This window comes from Rickettsia japonica YH (genome assembly GCF_000283595.1).
GTDB lineage: Bacteria > Pseudomonadota > Alphaproteobacteria > Rickettsiales > Rickettsiaceae > Rickettsia > Rickettsia rickettsii.
On record NC_016050.1, the window covers coordinates 1 to 26,194 of the forward strand.

Below are 26,194 nucleotides of genomic sequence, written 5' to 3' on the forward strand. Positions count from 1 at the left end.
ATGACAAAGCTGATTATTCACTTAGTTTCAGACTCTTCCGTGCAAACTGCAAAATATGCAGCAAATTCTGCCCTTACACAATTTACTTCCTTAAAACCAAAATTATATCATTGGCCAATGATTAGAAATTTGGAATTGCTAAATGAAGTATTAAGTAAAATAGAATATAAATATGGGATAGTATTATACACGATTGCCGATCAAGAACTCCGAAAAGCTTTAACGAAATTTTGCTATGAATTAAAAATTCCATGTATTTCTGTAATAGGTAAAATTATTAAAGAAATGTCTGTTTTTTCAGGTATTGAAATAGAAAAAGAACAGAATTACAATTATAAATTTGATAAAACTTATTTTGATACACTTAATGCCATAGATTATGCTATAAGACATGATGACGGACAAATGCTTAATGAATTATCAGAGGCTAATATAATATTAATAGGTCCTTCTAGAACTTCTAAGACACCGACTTCCGTATTTCTAGCGTATAACGGTTTAAAAGCTGCCAATATTCCTTATGTTTATAATTGCCCCTTTCCTGATTTTATAGAAAAAGATATAGATCAATTGGTAGTAGGACTCGTTATTAATCCAAATAGGTTAATTGAGATAAGAGAAGCTAGATTAAATCTATTACAAATTAACGAAAATAAAAGCTATACGGATTTTAATATAGTACAAAAAGAGTGCCTAGAAGTCAGAAAAATTTGTGATCAAAGAAATTGGCCGGTAATTGATGTGTCGACTAGATCAATAGAGGAAACAGCAGCTTTAATAATGCGAATATATTATAATAGAAAAAATAAATATAATAAATAAAAAGATTTTCATTATTTACAAGTAGAAGTCTGTACTTTATAATTTTATTTATCAAATATAGATGTTGTCCATATATGGACAATGCTACAAAACATAGAGGAATTTATGGCAAATAACGTAATGGATAGCTCTTTTAAAAAGGAAGTATTAGAATCGGGTTTACCTGTACTGGTTGATTTTTGGGCAGAATGGTGCGGACCGTGTAAAATGTTAACACCGATAATAGATGAAATCAGTAAAGAATTACAAGGCAAAGTAAAAGTACTTAAAATGAATATTGATGAAAATCCTAACACTCCTTCAGAATACGGTATTCGTAGTATTCCAACGATAATGTTATTTAAAAATGGTGAACAAAAAGATACTAAAATAGGTTTGCAACAAAAAAAATCTCTTTTAGATTGGATTAATAAATCTATTTAATATTTATTTTATGTCACTTAGCCATCCAAAAGTATTTATAGAGATAACTAATGGTTATGTTGAAGGTATTGATACTCATAAAAGAGCTCAAGGTTTAAAGCATTTCTTCTTGAAAAAAGGAGTCTCTCTTTCTCCAAATATACCTATATTAAACAATATTAATTTTTCTTGTTATGAGGGAGAAAAAATAGCTTTTATAGGGAGTAACGGTTCGGGAAAAAGTTCATTTCTAAAGCTAATCGCTGGAATATATCCGTTAAAATCCGGTACAGTCAAAGTTCATGGAGATATTGCGGCAATTATAGATATGGGAGTTGGTTTTGAGTCTGAGCAAACTGGTCGTGAAAATATAAAAATGTTAATGCTATATAATAATATGCTGGATAAATATAGCAAAAAAATTGAAAAAGAAATTATAGATTTTTCAGAACTTGGTGGTAAAATTGATTTACCGATAAAAATTTATAGCTCCGGTATGTTATCACGTCTTGCTTTTTCTGTATCGATATTTCAAAATCCGCAGATTCTATTACTTGATGAAGTTTTTGCGGCAGGCGATAGCTATTTTATAGAAAAATCTCTTAGTTTAATGAAGAATAAATTTAAAAATACTCCTATTTCAATAATAGTAAGCCATCAAGAAGAAATTATAAAAGATAATTGCGATAGATGTATTTTATTAAAAGACGGCAATATTATAGGTGATGGTACACCATCGGAAATGTTTAAAATCTATAACCAACAACAAGGAAATTCATAAATGATAAAGTATTTTTTTTCTAAAAAATACTGGCGGGCAATAGTATTACTAGTTAAAGCTTCTATAATTAGGCAAAATAAAGATTCTTTTTTAGGTTCTTTATGGAGTTTAATTCAGCCTTTTATTCACATAATGGTAATTTCGTATTTTTTTGGTTTTTTATTAAGACAGCCGAGAGAATTTATGGTAATGAACTTAGTCGGCGGTATTCCTTTGTGGAGTTTTATAGTAAGCAGCTTAACGATTTGTTCAAGTTCTTTAGTTACACGTGATCAAATAATAAAAAAAGTTAGAATTTCTAAGACTTTTTTTCCTGTTGCGGATAGTTTAGGGCAATTATATACTTTAATTTGCTCATTTTCGGCAATGTATTTTGCTTTTATTTTATTATTTCCAGAAAAATTTTCTTGGCAAATAATATTTATGCCGATATTAATTTTGCCCTTAATAATATGTGTGATTAGCAGTTCTATCGCAGTAGCATTTTTAACGCCGTATATTCGAGATATTCCGCAAATGTTGAGTGTTATTCTTGGAGTTATTTATTGGAGTATACCAATAGTTTATCCATATTCGCTAATTCCGGAGTCTAAAAAGATATATTTTGAATTTAATCCGTTCTTTTTAGTTATAAGACCCGTACAAGCGTTGGTGATTGACGGAACATTACCGGATATGATGCTGATAGTTAAGTCTATTATAGTTGCATTTATTACTGTTTGTATTAGTTATTTAATTTATAGACAATTTTCTAAAAGAGTTATTTATTATTTATGAAACTTGGTTTTAATCTAGATTTTAATGAATTAGATTTAACCGGACTTAAAAAATTAGATCAAATATTTTTAGATTATCTCTTTAAAGCCGATAGATCTTTGCATAAAGATATAATGTTATTTAGATCGACTCCTCTCTCCATTATTCCAAAAGATTATTCCGAATTTTTGCTAAAAATTTCCCCTCATTTAGACGATTTTTTAGCAGAGTTATTTTGTATTTCAAAAGAAATAACGATATCAAGGTTAAAACATAAAGATTTTGATATTATTTATGAATGTAAAAGAAAATTTGTTCAACGTGTTGCCGTAAAAAAATATCCACCGGAAAAAATAAAAGATATTGATTTTGAAGATGTGTATTTAAAGCTAACTGATTTAATAGGTGCGAATTTTACTTCTAGAGAATTTGCCAAACAAATAGTTATATGGCAACAGGCAGAAGAAAGTTTTGCAGAAGAATTAGACATAGCAGCTAGGTATGCTGCGTATAGGGTTTATTTGTGTGAGGGTATCAAGCCACAGGATAACATCCTATTCAACCTCCCACAAAAACTAGATAAAGAAAATCTAATAGACGATAAAAAAATATTAAAATATCAAAAAAATGAGAGAGTAGATTTTGACTATACAGATTCTTTTTTAAATCTAGATGAAGCTTTAAACCATTCTCATTATTGTATTTATTGCCATAAGCAAGATAAGGATAGCTGTTCTAAGGGATTGCCACGCTCCTTGCAGTCGCTCGCAATGACGGATTTAAAACAAGGCTGCCCGTTAAAACAAAAAATTTCTGAAATGAACTATGTTAAGGCACAAGGTTTTAACCTAGGTGCTCTTGCTATTATCGTTATTGATAATCCGATGGTTGCAGCAACAGGTCATAGGATTTGTAATGATTGCTCAAAAGCTTGTATTTACCAAAAGCAAGATCCGGTAAATATCCCATTAATAGAATCAAATATTTTAGAAGAAACGCTTAAATTACCTTACGGCTTAGAGATATATTTACTGCTTACTCGTTGGAATCCGCTTAATATTTATGCACCGCTTCCGAAAGAACCTACTAATTATAATATTTTAGTTACCGGTCTTGGTCCTGCAGGTTTTAGTCTTAGCTATTATTTATTACGGTCAGGTCATAATGTTGTGGCTATTGACGGTTTAAGAATTACTCTACTGCCTTTTGACGTTCATAAGCCTATAAAATTTTGGCATGAATATAAAAATTTGTTATCGGAAAGAATGCCAAGAGGATTTGGAGGGGTAGCGGAATATGGGATTACCGTTCGGTGGGATAAAAACAATCTCGATATATTGCGGCTAATATTAGAGAGAAATAATAATTTCAAATATTATGACGGAGTAGCTTTAGATTTTAATATAACGAAAGAACAAGCTTTCGATTTGGGTTTTGACTATATAGCTTTTTGCATTGGAGCAGGTCAGCCGAAAGTTTTGGATATAGAAAATTTTGAAGCTAAGGGCGTAAAAACGGCTTCTGATTTCTTAATGACTTTGCAAAACGGAGGGGCATTTTTGAAAAATTCTAGTACTAATATGGTAATTAGGATGCCGGTTGCGGTAATAGGCGGCGGTCTTACTTCCTTAGACGCAGCAACGGAAAGTTTATATTACTATAAAAAACAAGTAGAGGAATTTGCCGAAGATTATATAGAAAAAGATTTAACGGAGGAAGATAAAGAAATAGCTGAAGAATTTATTGCTCATGCAAAATTGTTTAAAGAAGCTAAGAATAATGAAGAATTAAGAAAGGTTTTTAATAAGCTTGGGGGTGCTACTGTCTACTATCATGGAAGATTGCAAGATTCGCCGGCATATAAATTAAATCACGAAGAGCTAATATATGCATTAGCACTCGGTGTTGATTTTAAGGAAAATATGCAACCTTTAAGGATTAATGTTGATAAATACGGTCATGTGGAATCTGTGGAGTTTGAGAATCGAAACCGTCATTGCGAGCAGTCAAAGACTGCGTGGCAATCTCAGGAGTTTGGCTTAACAAGATTGCCGCGTCAATGCTACGCATTTCCTCGCAATGACATTAAAACCAAAACCGTGATTATGGCAATCGGTATAGAAAATAACACTCAATTCGATGAGGATAAATATAGTTATTTCGGTGATTGTAATCCTAAATATTCGAGTAGTATAGTGAAGGCTCTTGCTAGTACCAAAGAAGGGTACGACACTATTAACAAAAAGCTTATAAATAATAATCCTAGCTTTAAAGGTAGTTATAAAGATTTTTGTACGCAGCTTGATTATTTGCTGACTTCTAGGGTTAATAAAATAAATATTTTAGATGATAAAACTTTTGAGTTGATAATTCATTCGCCGCTTGCTGCTAAAAATTTTAAGTTCGGACAGTTTTTTCGCTTACAAAATTATTCTGAAGATGCTGCTAAGTTAATAGAGCCTGTAGCCTTAAGCCCTATCGATATTGATGTAGAAAAAGGCTTAATTAGCTTTATAGTTTTTGAAGTCGGTAAATCTACTAGCTTATGTAAAACATTATCCGAAAATGAGAAAGTAGTTTTAATGGGACCGACAGGTTCGCCGCTAGAAATACCTCAAAATAAAAAAATAGTTATTGTTGATTTCAAAGCCGGTAATATAGGCTTATTAAAAGTTCTAAAAGAAAATAATAATGAAGTTATATTTGTTACCTATCCTGATATAAAAATCCGTAAATTAGTTTCAGTGGATATAGTAATAATTAATGCTTCTCCTGAAATAATAGAAGAATTGCAAAGTCTAAAAAATGAAATATTCAGTGAAAATACAAAAATAATAGTTAGCGTTAATTCATCGATGCAATGTATGATGAAAGGAATTTGCGGACAATGTATTCAAAAAGTTAAAGGAGAGCAGAAATATATTTTTGCATGTAGCCAGCAAAATCAAAATGCAGAAATAGTTGATTTTAAGAGCTTGAAAACTCGTTTACGCCAAAACTCTTTGCAAGAAAAAATGAGAAAATTAGTGGCTAATTCATCCATAATTTAATAGCTTCAATTAACTCTTCTAGTTGTTCAGGTGATAATTCACCAATTTTTTTTGAATTTTATCACTTCTTATAGCACTAATTTTATCAACCATAATATGAGATTCTAAATTAAGACCATTTAGCTCTGTAGGAGTCAACAACAGGCGAAAAGTTGGGGCATCTATTAAATCCGTTGTTAGAGGGCAAACTGTTATACATGGATGATTTTTATATAAATTAGATTGAACAACAAAAGCGGGGCGAGGTTTACCATAATTTCCGATATTACACCAAGCAACAATATATCTTTTTTTAATTTCTATTATTTCCATTCATCTAACCAACTTTCTTCATTGTGTTTTAACCATAAGTCGGCATCAGGATTGTTTTCTTTACTAGCTAATAAGGATTGACGTTTAGCTTCTTTGGCTAGGTCTGAATTTTCTAGTTGTTTAAGATATATACGTATTGCTTCACTAATTATCCAGCTTTTTTCACGGTGTAAATCATAAGTTGCTTTTTCAAGTTATTTATTTCTAAGCGTATACTAGTCGTAATACTTTTTGTCATTTTTATCCTCCTTATAATATTTAATTGTAACACAAAGTGTTACATATCGCTAGTTAAATAAATTTACTTCTCAAAACGACAAAATGCTCTACTACTATCTTGATTAAGAAAATCGATAATTTGTATTACTATAGAATTATTGTTATATTTCTCAGCAATTTGTTTTATACGCTCAGCAAAATTACCTTCACCTGAGAAGATTTCTTCGATAGCTTTTAAAGCACTTAAAGACTTTACTTTATCAAACCCTTTTCTATTCATACCGATTAGATTTAAGCCCTCAAGCACCGCACGTTTGCTACTTACAAGCCCAAACGGTATTACATCTGCTCCGACCGGCGATAGCCCGCCGATCATCGAATATTCACCGATTCTAGCATATTGATGTACGGCAGATAGTCCGCCGATTATTGCATAATCACCTACCCCAATATGACCTGCTAGGCTTACATAATTAGCAAATACTACATTATTGCCGATTTTACAATCATGACCTATATGGACACCGACCATAAATAAATTATTATTTCCTACTCTTGTCATCATTCCACCACCTTGGCTTCCTGCTTGTACCGTAACATATTCTCTAATAGTATTATTAGAGCCAATTATCGTGCTTGATCGCTCATTAGCATATTTTAAGATTTGTGGAGGTTGACCTATTGATGCAAAAGGATAGATTACGGTATTTTCGCCGATTTCGGTAATCCCTTCAATTACTACATGGGATTTTAGCTCGACATTGTCATGCAGCACAACTTCAGGACCTATAATACAATACGGTCCGATTTTTACGTTTTTACCAAGCTTTGCACCTTCTGCAATTACAGCTGTAGTATGGATATTAGAATTTGACACTATGTCCCTATGCTTTATCTTTAATCATTGCGGTAAACTTACTTTCTGCAGCTATTTCACCTTCGAGCGTAACCGTACTTGAAAATTTCCATACGTTAGCTCTTTGCTGATCAATAACAGCGTGGATATGCATAGTATCCCCCGGCTGAACAATTCTACGAAATTTTGCATTTTCGATAGCCATTAAAAACACTTCTTTATTCTTAGTAGAACCTAAAGATTTAGCAACTAATATAGCAGCTAATTGTGCCATAGCCTCAACCATTAGAACACCAGGCATAACAGGCCTTGCCGGAAAATGTCCTGTAAATTGCGGTTCGTTAACGGTAACGTTTTTAATACCTGTTATTGATTTGTTAGGATCAATTTTAAGTACTCTATCTACTAATAAAAATGGATAGCGATGAGGTATCCAATCCATGATTTCAGTAATATCTATGATCATTTATTTAGATCTCTTCTTTAATGTAAATTTTCCGTCATTGCGAGGAAATTATGAAATAATTGACGAAGCAATCTAGTAAAAAGTACTAAAATCAGCACTTTTTGCTAATTTTTTTGGATTGCCACGTAGCCTAGCTCACAATGACGACTCAGGTATTCATGCAACAACAAAGCTCTTTTCAATAGCAAGCTACTTTTTTAATTTGCTATTAGAGGTCTTTAGTAATTGTTTCATAATAATAGATTGTCTATGCCAATCCATAATAGGAATTGCAGGGCTGCCGCCGACAATTTTACCTGCTTCTATATTTTGTGCTATACCGCTTTGTGCCACTACCTGTGCCCCGTCGCCTATATTTAGATGTCCAGCGATTCCTACTTGCCCTCCAAGAGCACAATATTTACCGATCGTGCTGCTTCCTGCTATACCTGTCTGTGCTACGATAATAGAGCCCTTACCTATTTTGACGCCATGCCCTATTTGTACTAAATTATCTATGCGGCATAAATCTTTTATAATTGTATCTTGAAGTGATCCTCTATCAATAGTAGTGTTTGCACCAATTTCAACATTATTGCCGATTTTAACTATTCCTATATGAAATATTTTGTGATGTACGCCTTTTTCGGTAGAAAATCCAAACCCGTCCTGTCCAATTTTTGCACCTGCAAGTATTACGACGTCGTCACCTATAATTGCATAATTTATTGAAACATGTTGTTCTATTCTAGCGTTTCTGCCGATATTTACGCCTCTACCTATAAAACTTCCAGCTTCTATAATACTATTATCACCTATAATAACATCGTCTTCAATAACTACATTGTGACCTATATAACAATTTTTTCCGATAGTCGCCGAATCTGCAACAATAGCGGATTTCATTATTTTAGCAGGGTATGATTTAATAGGAGCATAAAAAAAATCTATTAATTTGCCGTAAGCAAAATATGAGTTCTGGGCGTGTAATAAAACAGTATTTGGATTTGCTTCTCCCGTAAAATTTTTCGGCACTATACAAGCAGCAGCTTTGGTAGTTTTTAAAAATTCGGAGTATTTAGGATTGCTTAAAAAGCTAATATCATTTGGTGATGCTTCATGCAGAATTTTAATATCATGAATAGCTATATCTTCATGAATCTTAGGAGGTGCTATAATATCGTGTAAAAAATCTATAATTGCTGTTAGTTTTCGTGGCCCTAGATTTTTATAAAAATTACTACTTACCATATAACTTTAAGCAAATTAATCATTAGCGACAGTATATAAGTGATAGTTTTATTATGCAACAAAATTTACAGGTGGCATAAAAGGTATTGCTAAGTAAAGAATTATATCGTCATTGCGAGCAGTCGTAGTCTGCGTGGCAGTCTCATGAAATAATAACAAACTCCTGAGATTGCTTCGTCAATTGCTATGCAAATTCCTCGCAATGATGGAAAAACCGATCCACGCAACAACGTCTACTTGATTGTAAGATCTAGATAAAAAGTCACAAATATTAATTTTTATTAATATAAACCTAATATTTATCTTAATATCTAGAAAAATATTTAGTTAATATTAATTTACGTTTTATTAAGAAGAATTAAATTAATATATTGTGGCTATTTTAGTACAAATCTTATCAATTTTTACAAAAATATTAATAATCTAATTTCTTTTAATAAAGCCTAAATTATATTAACTAAATCAAGGTATTGAAAATGTTAGAAATAAACAACTTAGCCTTTGCAGGTGGTGGAGTAAAAGTCATCGTGTATGCAGGGGCTCTAAAGGCATTAAAAGACAAAGATTGTTTAAAAAAATATCCAGAAAGTAGTTGGAGCTTCCGGTGGTGCAATAGCTGCTTTCTCCATAGCACTAGGATATCAACCGGAAGAAATTGAGGATATACTTAAGAAAATTGATTTTAATAAATTTTCAGATCATACTAGTAAATGGAAGTGTATAACCTTGTATTCTACGGAGGGTTAATTTCTGAGAAATATCTAGAAGAATTTTTAGGGCAATATTAAAAGACAAGGGATTTGACCCCGATATTACTTTTAAACAGCTACATGACAGTCAAAAAACAAATATAGATTTATACTTAGTGTGTACTAATCTCAGTACTCAATTTCCAGAAATTCTATCTTATGAAAATGCTCCTGATGAGAAAGTCATAAAATTCGTATACGCTTCAGGGGCTTTTCCTATATATTTTCAGTCCGTACAAAAAACTGTTCAAGGAGTAGTTTCAACATATGTGGATGGTGGAGTTACGAATAATTACCCGGTTGAGGTGTGATGATAAAACTGCAGCACAAAGCCTCCCTCAAACATATAATAAAAATTATAAAACTCTTGGGTTTAAACCAATCAATAAAGAAATATTAGAAGCTTATCAGAATGGTACAGAATCTAAACCGTTTATGGATACTACTACTGTTGTGGATCAACTATATGCATTAGCTGAAGTTCTCACAAGCTTTGACTTGATAAGTTGTTTTCAGAATCATGATAGAACAGTTTTTATTGATGATCATAATATATCAGCTTTAAGTTTTGATATCACAGCTGAACAAAAAGAAACATTAATAAATTCAGGTTATTCTGCAACTTATGACTATGTGACGAGAATGGAGAATATAATGCTTGCAGGACTAGGAGTAAACGATTCTAATGATAGCCTTGTATTATAACAACGCGAGTGGATAACCCGCTATTCGATTTAATCTTGTTTTACAGATAGCATACAAGGTATTGCAAAATAAAGATTGATATCGTCATTGCAAACGACTGTAAGCTTTGTTGCATGGCTCGAAAAACCCGCTCGATGTCATTTCCGCGAAAGCGGGAATTACATAAAACGAGTCATGCGAGCAATACCAATTTTTGAATTCAATAATCATATTGACTTGTTTAAAGTTTTGCTTAGAATCATCTTGGAACAGCTAAGGTTGTTCTGGAGTATAGAAACCTCCATCAACAGGCGGTAAAATCACCGTTAAATTGGTTTATTCCTCGATATTTTACGGTTGGGGAGGTAGTAGTCATGTTCAGGGCTTAGAGTATTAACTTTAAGCCTAAAAACTACTCAGCTGTTCTTGTTGACGGTGTTTCTAACTCCCTGATCACCAATCGGGCTTTAGCTTAGCTTCTTGGTGATCAAACTTGAATCATTTAAGTTTAACTAATGAGAACTAAGCCGTTATGAACACTAAAACAGTAGAAATAGCTATTATTGAGTCTATCTAGATTTTTTTATTAAAGACAAATACTTATTACGTGAAATTTATCCAAATGGTATAAATAGGGAATTAATAATAGAATTTATTTTAGTTAAAAAACCTTACACATCATATTCTTACTACAAATTAATTAGAAATTTATTCAATTTACCATACCGAAAGTTATACTTATAATCGATAAGCAACTTTTAAAATCATCGCTTGGTTTATTTCGTTCAATTATTCTTGGTACTGTATTATCTAAACTTAGTTAAAATTTTTATCTATGATAAGAATGATTTTGTATTGAACATACGAGCTTTAAAAAGTAATGAAAATTACTTTTTGTTATATTAAAATTAATTACTTTAAAAAACTGATTAACTGGGAGTAATTAAATAAGCAGAATTTAAATGGTGGAGGCAAGTATACTCAAATGCTTTCAAGAATTGAATTTTATTTTGAGAGGTGAGGATGCGAATCCTTGATAAAATGAAAGAGCAATTTTTGAAAGCAGAAGAGAATAGATGATTTGTTCCACCAAGCGACAGTAAATACTTTTTTGTATAACAAAATTTATAAGCATCATAAAAATTAAAGATGAAGGCAAAATTGTCCCTCTTTATTAATTCTATGTAGCGCTACTTTTTCCAGACAACTCAACATCTATCCCCATTTTTCATTTTCTAAGTGGGAGATAATACAACATATTGCTTCATTTGGTAAGCATGATAAATGTAAAAAAGGGTTTTAGAATCCGATTGAATTTCCAGTTGAATTTTTTATATATTCCTGCAATAGCAAATGGGAATAATTTCATAAAATTATTCATCGTTATTATAATAGATTCAGTATTATTATTTTGTTCTTGTAAATAAGATGCTAATAGTTACTTATTTACTTTCACTTTTTTATAGAATTTTGTAGCATATGCAATTTTAAAAAATTATCTAAACCATTGTTATAAAAAAGTTTTATTTAGAAATGAAGCTAAATTTTTTAATAAGTTTTGTTGTTTTTCTTGCAATAATTCCCTTACCTCGGCAAATGCTTTGTCCGTATCTGCGTAGCTTGCAGCCATATTTCTATTATTATCAGCACGAATAATCATCTCAGGTGGCAGCAGCTTAATAAACTCTAGAGAAACTGCTATAATACCTTTTTGGCTGCAAGCATTAACACTGTCCTTCCGAATTTATCAATAGCGTTAATATTTTCCCCAAACATTCTTGGAATAAGCTCTATACAAACATTATCTAAATCACGCCACATAGCCTTTGTTAATGCAGGCTGACCACGTATATTCTCGATCGTATTAATAGCCCGTCAGACATCTTGGGAATAAGTTTTAAACAAGCTTCTTCTAAACCTGCATCAGCAGCTAAAATTAAGGCTGTATTACCATCCTCATCGGATTGATTAAATAAATTAGTATTTTTTATTTTATCAATTAATTTTTCAACTTCTTTTTTATCTTCATCTTTTGTGTGTATTACACACGTTAATTTTTCTAGTAAAGATATTAGTTGATTATATAATATTTCATCTGATTCTTCAGGTGTTGATTCTTTATGTATTCCAAAAATTTTTTTATACGTATAAACATAATTTATCCTTATTAACCTAAAGTTAATTAAAATTACAAAAATAAGTTTACAGATGCAATAGAAATTTAATTGAAGATATAAAATAACGGGATTTAAAGTAAGGAATGGTGGTGACCACGGTTGGAATTGAACCAACGACACAAGGATTTTCAGTCCTTTGCTCTACCGACTGAGCTACGTGGCCGTATATACTCGATGAACTTGAAAAATTGGTTTCGTCGTGTTTGTAAGTCCTCAGATACTCACGTATTAGTATACGCTCCGCTCTTCGGCTTACAGACTCCTTGCTCTTTTCCAAGTTGATCTTCGTCTATACTATTCTTTCATTTATTAGGGTGTAAGAACAAGAAATATAACTTAAGCTTATAATAGATTAATCGGCTTTTGTCTATTCTTAATTAGTAATATTAGACAAAAATACTTAATTATGATATTATGAGTGTTTATTTTTATAACGGTTTTTATGATCAAAATCGGCAATATTGAGCTTTCTTCAAATATTATACTAGCTCCAATGTCGGGTGTTACGGATTTGGAATTTAGAAGATTGGTGAAAAGATTTGGTGCAGGGCTTGTAGTTTCTGAAATGGTAGCAAGTAGAGCAATGATTGTGGAATCTAGACAGTCACTAAAAAAAAGTGCCATTATGCGTGATGATGAAACAAGTGCTTGCGTACAGCTAGCAGGCTGTGAGCCGAATGTGATAGCAGAAGCTGCTAAAATGAATGAGGGTATGGGGGCAAAAATTATCGATCTTAATTTTGGCTGTCCGGCGAAAAAAGTAGTAGGCGGTTATTCAGGCTCGGCTCTAATGAGGGATGAGCAGCTGGCAGCTAAAATTTTTGAAGCTACCGTTGAAGCGGTTAAGTTGCCGGTAACCGTTAAAATGCGTATAGGTTGGGATGATAATACGAAAAACGCTCCGACTTTAGCCAAAATTGCTGAAAGCTCAGGTGTTCAGATGATTACTGTTCACGGTAGAACTAGATGCCAGTTTTATTCCGGTAATGCCGATTGGGATTTTATACGATCAGTTAAAGAATCGGTAAAGATTCCGGTTATTGCTAACGGTGATATTACTAATTTTGCTAAGGCAAAAGAAGCCCTACAAAAATCCGGTGCAGACGGTATTATGGTCGGTAGAGGAGCATATGGCAAACCTTGGCTTATTTCACAAATTGATCATTATCTTAAAACAGGTGAAGCAAAATCTGCTCCCTCTATAGCAGAGCAGCTAGATATCGTAACCGAGCATTATGAGGCAATACTTGATTATTATGGTGAATCTGTGGGCGTACCTATTGCACGTAAGCATATTGGCTGGTATAGTAGTGGTTTACCGAATTCAGCAGAGTTTAGAGGTGCTGTTAATTTAATGAACGATCCTCTAGCTGTAAAAGAGAAAATTGCGGAATTTTATACGAGCGTTATGGAGACGAATAAATTAAAAGAATTTTAAGTTTTATTTTTGTAATATTGTTTTTTAGTTTAAGCTATGCAAGTGAAAAAGCAGTAATTATAACTGATTATAAACCGGTATTTTTGCCTGTAATTGCTGAAAATAAAAAAATAAGAATTGCTATTCGTTCTTATTTAAATAATGAAAAATCATATTTTGTTTTAGTAGATCCGAATTCTTTTAAAACTGAAATAGCCCTACAAGAGTTGGTAATTTTACCTACGAATAAAATAGAAAAAGAAAATCTTCTAAAAAATTAAGTAAAACTCCGTATATTAAAGTTTTAAATAAATATAGCTCTACACCTTATATACAACAAAATTACGGTGCTACGAGTAGCATGTATAAAGTAAAAGGACAGTTCTTGACAATTGACATGTGTCCTTCTTCCAAAAGCTTTGAAGAAGATTTTTTTAAAAAGCTCGTAGAATTATCGATCAAACTAAATAAACCTATTCCGATTGCTATATGTGTTTCAGGATTATGGATTAATAAGCATACAGAAGAATTCTTATGGTTATTAAAACAACAAGAAAACGGTTATTTACAAATAGCATGGGTTAATCATTCATTTAGTCATCCTTATTTTAAAGATAAACCTCTTGAAGATATTTCCTTCTTTCCATAAAGATGATTTTGAAAATGAAGTATTAGAAGCAGGGAAAATATTAGTAAGTTATAATATTGCTCCGTCACCTTTTTTTCGTTTTCCTGGATTAGTTTCCGATCAAACATTAATAGAAAAACTAAAAGATTTGGGATTTATTCCTCTTGGGAGTAATGCATGGCTTGCTAAAGGTGAAAAAGTTCAAAATGGTTCTTTTATATTGGTACACGGTAATAGTAACGAAAAAGCCGGAATAGATTTAATTATGCCGATGTTACCGGAATTAAAATTACTTCCTATTGAAAAGGCGTTTTTATTACATGACAATTGATTAGTTAGATATTAATAATACGGTAAGCCTATAGTTGTTCTTATATCACATGAAGAATATGAGAAAATTAATCAGCTTGAAGATATGTATTGGGCAATGCAAGCAAAAAATGCGAGTAAAAGCGGTTTTTTATCAGAGGAAGAGAGTAAGGATTTTTTAAATAAGATATTAAATATCTTTCTTATAGGAAAAAGAAATGATGGAGAAGTTTATAAATTATTTAAAAGAAAAATTAAATAGTTCATAATTATAACTTAACTTTTCTAGTAGGCCTTTTATCTCTTTGAATATCAAGTTTTGTATCGAATAGCGGAGAATCTTGTAAAAAATCAATAAGGGAAGATTATTGTGAATTTTCTTTATGATTTGTTATTATACTACATAAACGTTTATTATTATTTAATACTTCTAGATTTACTTCGATTAAAGGCGGAGTAAGTAAATGCTTAATAATTTCAGACCATTCTATTAAAATTAAATTGCCGTTTAATGCCTCTTCAAATCCAAGTTCATAAATTTCTTCAGGTGATTTAAGACGATACAGGTCATAGTGATATATAGTGAAGTTAGATGCTTTATATGTTTGCAGTAAGTTAAAAGTCGGGCTTATAATGCTTGTATTTTCACCGCAAAAATATTTAATAATTTCACGACAAAAAAATGTTTTACCTGCTCCAAGGTCACCGTTAAGTAAAACTATATCATTTGGTTTTAAGCTTTGTGCTAAAAGTTTTGCAAGCTTCTTTGTCTCTTCTTCGCTATTTAGTGTATGCATTTTTTAACTTGATAAATCATTTGTAAATATTGATTCTGAAAAGTGTTGGAACCTATATTCTGCACATTCCAGTTTTCGCTATTTAATATTATTATTTTAGCGTTTAATTTGTCGTATAATCGTGAATTTTGTTCATTACTTAAAACAAGACATTTGTTATTAGACTCTTTAATTAAATCTTCTAGCTTGCTTATATATCGGAGGCTTTTTTGACTGTCGCTATATAATTTTGCAGTTTTAATATTAGTATTAAGAAAAAAATACTCGCTACTGTCACTTAATAAAATTACGTCTTTTATCGTTGCAAGCTCATTATTTTTAATCTCTTGTAGCTTATTTAATTCTTTAAGTGCTGTTGAAAGGTTATTATTAATATCTTCTTGTAGCTCAGGAAAATTTTCACTAAATATTCGTGCAAATTCCTGTAGTAAAATCACAGCATTATTAAGATCAAGCCAAATATGCCAATTATCTTTTATAGTGGTTAAAGATTTAATATCACTGATTTTTATAATGTTTTTGCTATGATTATCAATTAATTTCTCGGCAAAACCGTCAAATTGTTCATTAATATAAATTGCTATATCAGAATTTTTGACTTTTACTAAATCACTAGGTTTTAAATTATAATGATGTGGACAGTCACTACTAATAGCTAAGCTCTCGATATCCGCTTTATCCTTAACAAGCATCGAAACAATACTGCCGATTGGCATAATACTTACAACTATCTTAGGCTTAGCATAGCTAGTAAGGCTGAGGAATGTAAGGAATAGTAATGTTAGGTATGTCATCTTTGTGAAGGCTTGCTTGCATTGATACCAAATCGTCATTGCTAGCGACTGAAAGGAGCGTGGCAATCTCAGGATTTTGGCACGAGATTGCTTCGTCAAAATTTTCAATTTTTCCTCACAATGACGGTTTGACTTACTAGCTCTCATAATTTCGCCAACAACTCTAATTTACTAGGTTTAAAATCCTGCTCTATCCAAAAATTTTTTAGATATTCTAGTTTTTCTCCTATCTCTTTTTTTTCTACATTCATATTTAACAAATCATTACCGTTTACTTGGAATTTAGGACGTAATAACGCATCATATTTAAGAATAAATTCTTTTACTTGTGAATGATTTAATTTACTGATTATGCTAGCTGCTAATAAATATTCCTTATAATTCTTTTTTTCAAACCAAATTTTTTTCATGTTAAATTTAGCGTCATTCAGAAAGTTCGTTATTGATAATATTTGTATTGCTTCATGTTTTGAGAATTTCCAATCTAGAAAGACCTTTAAATTTAAATCTTTTTGACAATATAATAAGAGTGCATATCGAGTAACTAATTCTAATTTAAAATCATTTGCCTGCTCAAAAAATTTTATTTCATAATTTTGGATAGAGAATATTAGTTCTAATATTCCTATTTCAAACATAGCTTTTAAAATTTGTGCTGCTCTTTTTGAAACAATAATTTTATCCATTTCGCTTTTAATTCGCTCTCGTGATAAAGTTTTTAAGCCGTCTTTTAAAGCTTTACATGCTTTAAAGCTGCCATCATCAAGCTGATTCGCATAATAGCTAGAAAACCGAAAAAAGCGTAGAATTCGCAAATAATCTTCTTTAATTCTATCTAGAGCTTCCCCTATAAATATAACCTTTTCCTGCTGCAAATCCTTAAACCCTTCAAAATAATCATATATCTCGTTCTTAAAGGGACAATAGCTTAAAGCATTAATAGTAAAATCTCGTCTTGCGGCATCTTCGGCAAAATCGTTGGTGAATATTATTTTGGCATGTCTGCCGTTACATTCAATATCTTTCCTAAGAGTCGTGATCTCAAATTTTTCATTATTTAAAGTAGCCGTAATCGTGCCGAATTTTAAACCGGTCGGAATAGTTTTTATTTTAGCTCCAGATAAAATATTTGTTACTTCACTAGGTGTCAAATTAGTAGCTATATCTATATCGTAGCTACCTTTCTCAAGTCGATCTCTTGGATAACTTGCTTCTAAAGGTAATTTGTACGTCGATCCGGTACTCGAATCCTCACGTACGTTTATGTACATTGCGATTCTGCGTGCCGTATCTCCTTCAAATTCCTCTTTATTAGTTTTGTTATGCAAGAGATCTAGTAACGCATCACGTACGCAGCCGCCTATAAGTCTTGCTTGTCCTTTTTCATTTAAGAGACTCAAGATTTTTCTATATCCTTTTGAGGGGATTTTTAGTATTTTGTGTGTAACTTGCATTATTCGATTTTACCTAAAGTATCGGATAGTTTTTAAAAAGACTTTGATGTCATCCTAGCTAAAAACTGGACCTTGTTATATGGCTCGTTTATGTCATTCCCGCTTGGCATTGTTGTGTGGATACTGAGTAGTCATTGCAAGCGACTTAAGGAGCGTGGCAATCCAGAAAAATAATAAAAAGCATTTTTTACTGGATTGCCTAGTCAAAACTTACAGTTTTTCCTTGCAATGACGGATAAACCTATCCACGCAACAATGCCAAGCGGGAATGACATAAAACAAAAACAGTCCGGTACTAAGATTTTACCGTACATTCCTTTTTATTGCAAAAGATAAGTGTAACAGGGCTTTTTTTAAAAAAATCTTTATTAATCGTTATTAAGCTCCCGCGGCATTTAGATTTATAATTGAGCTTAATATGAATTTCGGCTTTCTCACAATGATTATCTTTATTAATGACAATTTTTTGTCCGTAGTTGGTTAAAAAATATTATTCTCTAAAGGTAACACCATACTATCTTTTTGTCCAAACCAATTAGCCCAGTAAGTTCTATTGAAAGCAGGTATTGTATCAGCATGTATTACTAGTTTATTTTCTCTATCTTTAACGCCTACCGCCATATGATTTGCATCAAATATTAAATTCCGGCTTTGGGGAGTAGAACATAAATATAAAAGATATTGCCATGATTGCAAGACCAAGCAAACGCCAAGCAGTTTTCCATATACAAATCCAAAAAAGCCGAATAAAAAGAGTAATATGCTGAAATTGGTAATATAACCGAAATACCATACAGCAGCCGGTAAACTATTAAAATAGGCGGCTGATTTTATTATTATATCAATAAAGAATCCCATAAGCTTTAAGATATAGTTATCAAACCCGATCATGGTAAAAGGCAGAGATAACAAAGCAAGCGGCATAAGAAAAAATGACGTTATTGGAACGACAATGAGGTTAGCTGGTACTGAGTAAGTAGCAAATATAAAGAATTGATTAATTACTACAGGTGCCGTTATGATGCTTGCTAAGAAGCTTGAATAAATATTTGAGGCTGTATAAAATTTTACTGCTCCAAAAATGCCTTTCTTTTCTCCAAGTAACCATGAATTCTTTAAGTAAAATTCATAACCGGCAACAAGCGATAATACGGCGATAAAAGATAATTGGAAACTTGGATGAAAAATATATTCGGGATTTAACGGTAATATTATAAAAGCCGCAATTGTAAGTGAACGAAGGGGGAAAGCAAGAGCGTCCGGTAAATATAATACCGTAAATAAAAATTGCATCAGTAATAAAAGCTCTAGTCGTTGCTATTTGCATACCGCTTAGTTCTAAATAACCAAAGCTTCCTATTAGCGAACAATAAGCAGAGATTAATTTTATATTGAAATTATATGCCAAATAATTTGAAAGATATAATAAAAACCTTGTAGTAAGGAAAATAATCATCACAACTAAAGATAGATGCAATCCTGAAACACAAAGCACGTGTGATATACCGCTTTGCCTCATATCCTGCATTATTTGCCTGTTTAAACCTTTTGTCTCGCCAAGTAATATTGCAGCTGCAAAATTCCCTTTATCTTTTCCTAGCTTTTCTATTATTATAAATATAGGAACGACTCTATAAATAAAACTATCAAAATTTGTTTCATTACGTTCTATAATTTGCGGCTCAGACATCGCATAGCCGTTTGCTCCAATATCAGATAGATAAGCGTAAAAACCAAAATCATAACCCCCGGGTAGTATACTATTTTGCGGCTTATAGAGCTTAGCAAGCAAAGTAATTCGGTTATTTACCCTAATTTCTTGTATATATTTTTCGGTATACTAATTTTAACTTTTTGTAAGTTACGATTAATTTTTTCTATCTTTATGCGACTTAATACTACTTATCCTCCTATAATAGTCGGTTTTATCGATTCTATTTTACCGCTAATTTTAGTGATGATAGTTTTATAAAGCATTTCGCTATGTAAGTTACACGATATTTAGAGATAAATATGCCAAAAATAAAAGCAATAATCATTCAGTAAGTAAACTGTAAAAATATATTAGAATTTCTAGTAAAGGTTAATATTAAACAAACACAAAAAATGAAAAATCTGTTATATTTTCAATGATTAGAACCAAATTCTCTTGTAATTATAAGTTAAGATAAATTAACTTATATATTGCTTTTTATTAATTTATTTATTATAATGTCCAACGTTATGTATATAAAATTTTAATTTAAATTGAGATATTTGTAATGAATAAGTTAACAGAACAACATTTACTAAAAAAATCAAGATTTTTAAAATATTCTCTGTTTGCCTCTATTTCAGTAGGAGCAATAATTGCAATACCTTTTGAGGGTATGGCGATGAGTAAAGAAGCATTTCGTATCGACCTCAGTAATAAATTGTTGAATCACGTGTCACAATTAAACGGACACAAAGATAAGACAAATACCCCACAGCAGATAGGAACAGTAATTGTACCGGAACCAGAAATAAATACATATACTCCATCTGAAATAAGAGAAATGAAAATATCTAACAAACCTAAGACATCTAATCCATTAAAAGATGTTCCTATAGAGGATCATTATAAAGTGGTAGCACGTAGTAAGTCTGATGTCGGGAAAGCAAGAAAAGTACGACCAATTACTAGACGCAAAACATTTGCAGGCACTGAAAAAACAGCACAAAGTCAAAGTACTTATACTCCTGAATCGATAGAGCAAATGCCTCAAAAATCAGAGATTATAATAACAGAGTCTTCGCCTACTTTTAGCCCAGATTCAAATGGTTTTGTCACTGCACCTAATACACCAAATACTACCCTGACATCACCTGAACATTATACTACGGCACCTGGTACTCCATCATCAACACCGGCGACTCCGTATCAGCCTACTTCAGATTCTAAACCAAATGATAGTTTAGGAGCTAATACACCACCAAACATAAATACAAACTCAAAGGCAGCACGAAGATTATCGTTTAGCAGTAGCAACCCGCAACAACAGGCAGTGCAATCTAGCTCACAGGTTAAACCAGAAGTTCCTCTGAAGCCGACATTTGTACCGTTGCCTACAAAAAAAAGCAGTACTGAAATTGCAGCAGGAATGGTAAGTAATATATCACGAGTTAATGAGATAATAGGAATCAAGTTAGCTGAAGTAACACAGGCTATTAAAGATACCACAGGTAAAAAAAATAAAAAACCATTGCAGAAGTTGTATACGCAGCTAACTTCAGCACAAAAAACAACAGAAGAACTCAAGTCAAGAGCTGAAGAGATAGAAACAAAAATCAAAATAGGTAAAAATAAAGATAAAATAAAGAAGCTTGAAAAAGAGTTAACAAGTAAAAACAATAAAGCAGATAGATTATTTCAGAAAATAGAAAAAATAGATATTCCAGCAAATAAAGTTTCGATAAAATCGCAGGAAACAGTTCCGGTTACAACGGCGTCAACCAAAGTTAGTGCGTTTCAAGCACAGCAAGCAAGAATTAATGAGGCTCGGCAAGGTATATTTAATAAAAATAAATCAAGCGGAGATAATGCAAGAAAAAGTAGTGCTAGAACAGAAAGAGAAAAGAAAAAACAAGAAGCACAAAAGCAGTTATCAGAAATAAAGAAACAAGAAAAAGCTATAAAAACGGCATCAGATAAAGCTAAAGAAGTAGCTGCTAGTGTGAAAAAAGAAACAAGTAGAACGGCATTACGAGCCATGCAAGATAAAATGAATGGTGATTCTGACGGTCCTACTTATAAGCAGCCGCCAAAAGCAAAGCCAACCATACCATTAAGTCATGGGGTTCAGAGAATTTTATGTGAACAACCAGAGGATGAAGAGGGGTACTTAGTGCCAAGAAAAGTTCAGCAGCAACCTTATACAGTAATGTTGCCGAATCAAGAAATAGAGGACCCTATTCCAAGTCATTCAAAAGATATTTACGAGTCTAAGGTTTCACAATACATTAATTATTTGAATAGCATACAGCCAAATCAGTCAAATCAAGCTCAAATAGATAGTGTAATAGATAGTTTAGCAACAGAAATGAGAAAGTTTAGTGCGGATCAGTTTAGTCAAAAATTAGGTGAGATTGCACATCTTGCCAGTATAGAGGCATATAACGATTTGTTCGAGAAATTATATGAAATTCAGCAAGCTAGAATTCCAGAAACTCAAAAAGTATATAAGCAAGAGGAAATATTTCAGTCTTATGCAGAGTATGAAGAGAATTTAAGAAAAAGCAGTACACCAGTATTATCACGCTCGTCTTCAGCTAAAAGTGTAATATCATCAAATTTTGAAGAAAAATCAGCATTGTTACAAACCACAACTACAGATGAAAGCTTGAGATCTGACAACAATTGGAAAAATCCTGCACCATATTCTTCAAGTCCAAAGCTTGACAAAAGAGGATTAGAATATTTAGATTTAGCTGGCGACGCATTCGTTCAGAATCTAAAACAACCTGATACGTTAACTATAGAAGCTCTTAGTTTAATAACGCCAACACAAAATACAACGGTTGCTAAAAGTGACTCATCGAGGAAAAATAATGTAAGTGGAAGTATTCCGGAGATACAACAACTGCAATCAGAAAAAATGCGTACAGAAACTTTAGGTGTGCAGGATGATCTAGAGCTATATTTACATTATACACCTCAAGAAACTTTAACTGAAGAAAGTACCTATTTAGTTTCTAGTAAGAACAAACAAGGTAATATAATAAAGAGAGCTGTATCAAAAATAGGGTCAATTTTGCAAACAAATTATGCAGAGAACAGAAAAAGGAAAAGAGATGGAGAAACCTCAAAGCAAAGAACAGTAGATCAAGAGGGAGAATTTGGCCACGCTTGGGGAAATGAGAATCATAATGTAGTTAGTGGATTCACAAAAAAGGCAACTCAGCTTATAAGCCTTTTAGATGCAAAGAGAACCGCAATACTGCAAACAACCAGTCCTTCACAAAGAAAATCACTTAGTTTAGTTTTACAGGAAATAGAAAATGATTACCGAGAAGCAATTAAAATCTCTCAAGAATTACAGCAGGTATTAATACGCAGACCGGAAGATATAAAAGCTTATAATTCAAAAGCAGAAAAAAAATTGGATGCTATTAAAAGTAGAGCAGATAAATACTTTAATAATATAGAAACAGATGCAGATGTTGGATTTAATCCAAATGGGGGAAATAATCATTCTATGCCGACTGCTAATATGGATAGCTTACCAAAAAATTTAGCTGTAACCCCACCTATAAATGTAGGGTCACTATATAACTCTCCGCAAGCTCAACAATTTCGAGAAGATCATATAGTGAGAGAACTTACAGATGTAGATGCTTCAATATATAATACTGCTCCCCCTGAGGTAGTAAAGGAAGCTGAAGCTTTACTTGATAGATCACAAGGTAGACTAAATTTGGTTGATAGTACTATAGTGAGAGAACTTACAGATGTAGATGCTTCAATATATAATACTGCTCCCCCTGAGGTAGTAAAGGAAGCTGAAGCTTTACTTGATAGATCACAAGATAGACTAAATTTGGTTGATAGTACTATAGTGAGAGAACTTACAGATGTAGATGCTTCAATATATAATATTGCTCCCCCTGAGGTAGTAAAGGAAGCTGAAGCTTTACTTGATAGATCACAAGATAGACTAAATTTGGTTGATAGTACTATTAAAAAAGGTACACAGCCATTATCTACTATATATGAGTCGGTTAGTTATGAGAATTTAGCATCAGAAACAATATATAAGACAGAGCAACCTAAGCCATCTATAAGTTACACAAATACTAGTAAACGAAAATTACCTATACCATTATTCAGAAGTGCCGATCTTGACAAGAAATTAGAGTATTTGGATTTAGAAGATAAATTATTAGAAGTAGAGGAAGCTAGAATAGTTAAGGAAAAGCAAGCTATTGCCACATTGGATCAATATCAAGATCCAGAAAACCCAGAATTTAAGCGGTTAGCTATGGAAGCACTAGACTTATCTTCAAAAGAATCACAATTAAAAGCAAAAAGGAAAACCATAGCAGCAGAATTTTCTTTAAATGAAAAGTCTTCAAGCACAGATGTATCAATATTACGTTCCTATTCAATTGATGACATAAGCAGTGCACTTAGTGATGCAGAATCAAATCTATCCCGTTCACCTTCGGTTAGTGGCTTAGAGGATTTAAATAATTCTAATGTTATGAAATTAGGGGAATTAAAATCTAAACATAAAAAAATAGCCAATGATTATAAAGCTAAGGAATTGGAGTTAGATACTTTAAATCATGATGATCCAGAAAAGATTTGGTTAGAAGGGGAGATAAAGCATCTAGATACTGAGTCTAAACCTAAGGTAAATGAGAGTAAGCCGGTATTTTCATGTTCATCTTCAGTTGGTAGCATAAACAGCTTCTCTAATGGTGATAATTTGAGTAGTCGTGATGTTGTAACTTCGGTAGATACTCTAACTAGAGAAATTGATAAAGATTATGTAGATACCTATATAAGAGTATTAAGCAATAAAATACAAAAAATAGAAGAATTGCCTGGCTCAAGTTCTAGAAGTGAGGAACTTAATCATATTAAAGAAGCAATGGCTTATATAAGTAATCGTATACAGGATGTAGAGGAATTAGATGAAAAAATGCTTTTAGCAATAAATGCACGATTACAAGAACATGATGAAAAAATTTCTTCGTTACTTCTAGAGAAGTATACAGGCGAAGAAGCTGCAGATATTCTTGCTCAGTCATTGTTACAAGAAATGTTAGTGTCGGATGGTAAATCAGAATCTATCTTACCTGCAGGAGATGAAGAACAAGAAGACACAGAAGTAAGTAGACAATTATCTTCATTACCTGCACTTGCATCAAGTAATGAGTGTGCATTAGCATTAAGTGACGATAGAGAAAAGGAATGTTTAGCATTAGGCGATGGTAGCGAAGATGAAGAAAGTAGTAATGAGTGTGCATTAGCATTAAGTGACGATAGAGAAAAGGAATGTTTAGCATTAGGCGATGGTAGCGAAGATGAAGAAAGTTATGATTCAGGGTTTGAAGAGGAAGAAGAAACAATAGGGCAATTATCCGATTCCGATGGGGGTAATCTTAAAATAACGGAAGTTGATACTGCTATTCCTCTTGAACAGGAAGCAAAAAAAGAAATGCAAACACAAATTTCAGAAAACGCTCCTACTTTAAATCAAGCGAAAGTTGTTAATACTATTGTAAATAATATGATTCGTAACAGATTAGATGCATCTATGAATATGTCTAATAATATGGTAGCAGTGGGAGCTGGTGATGAAGAAGAGTCTCATATAAAAAGAGGTTTGTGGATGCGTGGTATGTACGGCACTAATAATCATGGACGCGTTGAGAATATGACCGGTTATAGAGGTACTAACAAAGGTGCTACTATCGGGTTTGATGCTGAAATCGACAATAATATCGTAGGTATAGCTTATAGTAATGTTCATTCAGTATTTAAATTTAAAAATAGTAAAAATAATGATAAAGAACTTATTAATAGTCATGTGGTTTCTATTTACGGACAAAAAGAATTACCGAAGAATTTTGCACTACAAGCTTTAGTATCTGCTTCTAAAAACTTTATTAAAGATAAAACAACTTATTCATATGGTGATACTAAAATTAGAAGTAATGTAAAACATCGTAATAATAGTTATAATGCGGAAGCATTACTGCAGTATAATTATCTTTTGCAGAGCAAGTTCGTTATTACCCCGAATATCGGCTTAAGATACGTGAAGTCACGAGATGGGGTATATAATGAAATCGGTGTTAACGTACAAGAAATAGCTCTTACAATGAAAGAGAATAATATATTGTCCGGAATTGTCGGTACTAAAGTCACAGTACCTTTAAAAGATGCTCTAAAATTTAATAATTTAAGTCTAACATTCCAAGGAGCGGTAGAACATAATTTTAAAGAGAAAACCCAAAGAATAAATAGAGTTGTTAAAATATTTGATAATACATTCAAACATAATTATCTAATACCGAAGCAACCGAAAACATCCTATAATTTAGGAACGGGTATTATAGGCAGTATCAAAAATACTACTATTTCGTTGGATTATAATTATTATCTAAATAAACATTATAGAAGTCATCAAGGTAGTGTTAAGCTTAAGGTAAACCTATAATTTTTATACTTGCAATATTTGCAAAGGTGTTATATAAAACTTCTAACTTAATGTCATGCCGTGGTCATAGCCACGGTATGACTAATATATCTATATTGCTTA

20 protein-coding genes, 1 tRNA gene and 5 pseudogenes are annotated in these 26,194 nt (G+C 32.1%); 12 read left to right on the forward strand and 14 right to left on the reverse strand.

What is annotated here, in order from left to right; all coding sequences use genetic code 11:
- From RJP_RS00015 to RJP_RS00035, 5 genes are all read left to right on the forward strand, one after another.
- Nucleotides 1-822, forward strand: a complete 822-nt coding sequence (locus tag RJP_RS00015) for a pyruvate, water dikinase regulatory protein (RefSeq protein ID WP_014120431.1) — start codon at nt 1-3, stop codon at nt 820-822.
- A 105-nt stretch (nt 823-927) separates the two neighbouring features.
- Nucleotides 928-1,245 carry a thioredoxin gene (gene trxA / locus RJP_RS00020; protein ID WP_014013720.1) on the forward strand — a complete coding sequence of 106 codons (318 nt, stop codon included), beginning with the start codon at nt 928-930 and terminating at the stop codon, nt 1,243-1,245.
- Between the two features lie 10 nt (nt 1,246-1,255).
- The gene (locus RJP_RS00025; RefSeq protein ID WP_014013721.1) at nt 1,256-2,005 is read left to right on the forward strand and encodes an ABC transporter ATP-binding protein; all 750 of its coding nucleotides are present in this window, start codon (nt 1,256-1,258) and stop codon (nt 2,003-2,005) included.
- Nucleotides 2,006-2,782, forward strand: a complete 777-nt coding sequence (locus RJP_RS00030; protein WP_014120432.1) for an ABC transporter permease — start codon at nt 2,006-2,008, stop codon at nt 2,780-2,782. It abuts the gene before it with no gap.
- Nucleotides 2,779-5,811, forward strand: a complete 3,033-nt coding sequence (locus tag RJP_RS00035) for an FAD-dependent oxidoreductase (protein ID WP_014120433.1) — start codon at nt 2,779-2,781, stop codon at nt 5,809-5,811. The genes RJP_RS00030 and RJP_RS00035 overlap by 4 nt, the downstream gene beginning before the upstream one ends.
- Before the next feature lie 18 nt (nt 5,812-5,829).
- On the opposite strand, the gene RJP_RS00040 is transcribed toward RJP_RS00035, so the two are convergent.
- The 5 genes and pseudogenes from RJP_RS00040 to lpxD all read right to left on the reverse strand — a co-directional run bounded on the left by RJP_RS00040 (nt 5,830) and on the right by lpxD (nt 8,894).
- Nucleotides 5,830-6,123, reverse strand: coding sequence for a type II toxin-antitoxin system PemK/MazF family toxin (locus RJP_RS00040; protein WP_014120434.1), 294 nt, complete (start codon nt 6,121-6,123; stop codon nt 5,830-5,832).
- A pseudogene (locus RJP_RS11185) lies at nt 6,114-6,361 on the reverse strand (hypothetical protein). Before RJP_RS11185 ends, RJP_RS00040 begins: the two are co-directional and overlap by 10 nt.
- Before the next feature lie 63 nt (nt 6,362-6,424).
- On the reverse strand, nt 6,425-7,219 hold the full coding sequence (lpxA, locus tag RJP_RS00045; RefSeq protein ID WP_014013725.1) for an acyl-ACP--UDP-N-acetylglucosamine O-acyltransferase: 795 nt from the start codon (nt 7,217-7,219) through the stop codon (nt 6,425-6,427).
- A 7-nt stretch (nt 7,220-7,226) separates the two neighbouring features.
- Nucleotides 7,227-7,664 carry a 3-hydroxyacyl-ACP dehydratase FabZ gene (fabZ, locus tag RJP_RS00050; protein ID WP_014120435.1) on the reverse strand — a complete coding sequence of 146 codons (438 nt, stop codon included), beginning with the start codon at nt 7,662-7,664 and terminating at the stop codon, nt 7,227-7,229.
- Between the two features lie 189 nt (nt 7,665-7,853).
- A complete protein-coding gene (gene lpxD / locus RJP_RS00055; RefSeq protein ID WP_014120436.1) occupies nt 7,854-8,894 on the reverse strand; it encodes a UDP-3-O-(3-hydroxymyristoyl)glucosamine N-acyltransferase in 1,041 nt (346 codons plus the stop codon).
- Nucleotides 8,895-9,521: 627 nt separating this feature from the next.
- On the opposite strand from lpxD, the gene RJP_RS11505 reads away from it, so the two are divergent.
- The 3 genes from RJP_RS11505 (at nt 9,522) to RJP_RS10015 (ending at nt 10,348) form a co-directional block, all read left to right on the forward strand.
- Entirely contained in the window at nt 9,522-9,641 is a 120-nt protein-coding gene (locus RJP_RS11505) for a hypothetical protein (protein ID WP_390889716.1), read from the forward strand.
- Between the two features lie 64 nt (nt 9,642-9,705).
- On the forward strand, nt 9,706-9,954 hold the full coding sequence (locus RJP_RS10010; RefSeq protein WP_231839151.1) for a patatin-like phospholipase family protein: 249 nt from the start codon (nt 9,706-9,708) through the stop codon (nt 9,952-9,954).
- Entirely contained in the window at nt 9,917-10,348 is a 432-nt protein-coding gene (locus RJP_RS10015; RefSeq protein WP_225981281.1) for an alpha/beta hydrolase, read from the forward strand. The genes RJP_RS10010 and RJP_RS10015 overlap by 38 nt, the downstream gene beginning before the upstream one ends.
- A 1,489-nt stretch (nt 10,349-11,837) precedes the next feature.
- Here the strand turns inward: RJP_RS10015 and RJP_RS10020 are convergent.
- The 4 genes from RJP_RS10020 to RJP_RS00085 form a co-directional block, all read right to left on the reverse strand.
- On the reverse strand, nt 11,838-11,987 hold the full coding sequence (locus RJP_RS10020; protein ID WP_225981282.1) for a hypothetical protein: 150 nt from the start codon (nt 11,985-11,987) through the stop codon (nt 11,838-11,840).
- A 38-nt stretch (nt 11,988-12,025) separates the two neighbouring features.
- Complete coding sequence (locus RJP_RS10940; RefSeq protein ID WP_261792622.1) at nt 12,026-12,148, reverse strand: hypothetical protein; 123 nt, start codon at nt 12,146-12,148, stop codon at nt 12,026-12,028.
- Nucleotides 12,149-12,156: 8 nt separating this feature from the next.
- On the reverse strand, nt 12,157-12,624 hold the full coding sequence (locus tag RJP_RS10025) for an ankyrin (protein WP_225981283.1): 468 nt from the start codon (nt 12,622-12,624) through the stop codon (nt 12,157-12,159).
- Nucleotides 12,592-12,667: transfer RNA gene (locus RJP_RS00085), tRNA-Phe, on the reverse strand. Before RJP_RS00085 ends, RJP_RS10025 begins: the two co-directional genes overlap by 33 nt.
- Before the next feature lie 279 nt (nt 12,668-12,946).
- Between RJP_RS00085 and dusB the strand changes: the two genes are divergently transcribed.
- The 3 genes and pseudogenes from dusB to RJP_RS09505 all read left to right on the forward strand — a co-directional run bounded on the left by dusB (nt 12,947) and on the right by RJP_RS09505 (nt 15,120).
- Nucleotides 12,947-13,942 (forward strand): tRNA dihydrouridine synthase DusB, encoded by a 996-nt coding sequence (gene dusB / locus RJP_RS00090; protein ID WP_024704415.1) that lies wholly within the window; start codon nt 12,947-12,949, stop codon nt 13,940-13,942.
- A pseudogene (locus RJP_RS08535) lies at nt 13,927-14,880 on the forward strand (polysaccharide deacetylase family protein). The gene dusB and the pseudogene RJP_RS08535 overlap by 16 nt, the downstream one beginning before the upstream one ends.
- Before the next feature lie 84 nt (nt 14,881-14,964).
- Nucleotides 14,965-15,120, forward strand: a complete 156-nt coding sequence (locus RJP_RS09505) for a hypothetical protein (protein WP_016917307.1) — start codon at nt 14,965-14,967, stop codon at nt 15,118-15,120.
- Nucleotides 15,121-15,127: 7 nt separating this feature from the next.
- Here the strand turns inward: RJP_RS09505 and tsaE are convergent.
- The 5 genes and pseudogenes from tsaE to RJP_RS11195 all read right to left on the reverse strand — a co-directional run.
- Nucleotides 15,128-15,655 (reverse strand): annotated as a pseudogene (gene tsaE / locus RJP_RS00100) (tRNA (adenosine(37)-N6)-threonylcarbamoyltransferase complex ATPase subunit type 1 TsaE).
- Nucleotides 15,643-16,596 carry a metal ABC transporter solute-binding protein, Zn/Mn family gene (locus RJP_RS00105; RefSeq protein ID WP_014120439.1) on the reverse strand — a complete coding sequence of 318 codons (954 nt, stop codon included), beginning with the start codon at nt 16,594-16,596 and terminating at the stop codon, nt 15,643-15,645. The pseudogene tsaE and the gene RJP_RS00105 overlap by 13 nt, the downstream one beginning before the upstream one ends.
- Nucleotides 16,593-17,903 carry a palindromic element RPE1 domain-containing protein gene (locus RJP_RS00110; protein WP_014120440.1) on the reverse strand — a complete coding sequence of 437 codons (1,311 nt, stop codon included), beginning with the start codon at nt 17,901-17,903 and terminating at the stop codon, nt 16,593-16,595. Before RJP_RS00110 ends, RJP_RS00105 begins: the two co-directional genes overlap by 4 nt.
- Before the next feature lie 480 nt (nt 17,904-18,383).
- A pseudogene (locus RJP_RS11190) lies at nt 18,384-18,591 on the reverse strand (hypothetical protein).
- Between the two features lie 101 nt (nt 18,592-18,692).
- Nucleotides 18,693-19,422 (reverse strand): annotated as a pseudogene (locus RJP_RS11195) (ComEC/Rec2 family competence protein); the annotation flags it as partial.
- A 742-nt stretch (nt 19,423-20,164) separates the two neighbouring features.
- Between RJP_RS11195 and RJP_RS00130 the strand changes: the two are divergent.
- A complete protein-coding gene (locus RJP_RS00130; protein ID WP_014120441.1) occupies nt 20,165-26,092 on the forward strand; it encodes an autotransporter outer membrane beta-barrel domain-containing protein in 5,928 nt (1,975 codons plus the stop codon).
- The last annotated feature ends 102 nt before the right edge of the window (nt 26,093-26,194 follow it).

Coding starts and splice junctions, on each gene's coding strand:
- RJP_RS00015 (WP_014120431.1), top strand. CDS start 1: ATGACAAAGCTGATTATTCACTTAGTTTCAGACTCTTCCGTGCAAACT.
- trxA (WP_014013720.1), top strand. CDS start 928: ATGGCAAATAACGTAATGGATAGCTCTTTTAAAAAGGAAGTATTAGAA.
- RJP_RS00025 (WP_014013721.1), top strand. CDS start 1,256: ATGTCACTTAGCCATCCAAAAGTATTTATAGAGATAACTAATGGTTAT.
- RJP_RS00030 (WP_014120432.1), top strand. CDS start 2,006: ATGATAAAGTATTTTTTTTCTAAAAAATACTGGCGGGCAATAGTATTA.
- RJP_RS00035 (WP_014120433.1), top strand. CDS start 2,779: ATGAAACTTGGTTTTAATCTAGATTTTAATGAATTAGATTTAACCGGA.
- RJP_RS00040 (WP_014120434.1), bottom strand. CDS start 6,123: ATGGAAATAATAGAAATTAAAAAAAGATATATTGTTGCTTGGTGTAAT.
- fabZ (WP_014120435.1), bottom strand. CDS start 7,664: ATGATCATAGATATTACTGAAATCATGGATTGGATACCTCATCGCTAT.
- lpxD (WP_014120436.1), bottom strand. CDS start 8,894: ATGGTAAGTAGTAATTTTTATAAAAATCTAGGGCCACGAAAACTAACA.
- RJP_RS10015 (WP_225981281.1), top strand. CDS start 9,917: ATGGTGGAGTTACGAATAATTACCCGGTTGAGGTGTGATGATAAAACT.
- RJP_RS10020 (WP_225981282.1), bottom strand. CDS start 11,987: ATGATTATTCGTGCTGATAATAATAGAAATATGGCTGCAAGCTACGCA.
- RJP_RS10940 (WP_261792622.1), bottom strand. CDS start 12,148: ATGTGGCGTGATTTAGATAATGTTTGTATAGAGCTTATTCCAAGAATG.
- dusB (WP_024704415.1), top strand. CDS start 12,947: ATGATCAAAATCGGCAATATTGAGCTTTCTTCAAATATTATACTAGCT.
- RJP_RS09505 (WP_016917307.1), top strand. CDS start 14,965: ATGTATTGGGCAATGCAAGCAAAAAATGCGAGTAAAAGCGGTTTTTTA.
- RJP_RS00105 (WP_014120439.1), bottom strand. CDS start 16,596: ATGAGAGCTAGTAAGTCAAACCGTCATTGTGAGGAAAAATTGAAAATT.
- RJP_RS00110 (WP_014120440.1), bottom strand. CDS start 17,903: ATGCAAGTTACACACAAAATACTAAAAATCCCCTCAAAAGGATATAGA.
- RJP_RS00130 (WP_014120441.1), top strand. CDS start 20,165: ATGAATAAGTTAACAGAACAACATTTACTAAAAAAATCAAGATTTTTA.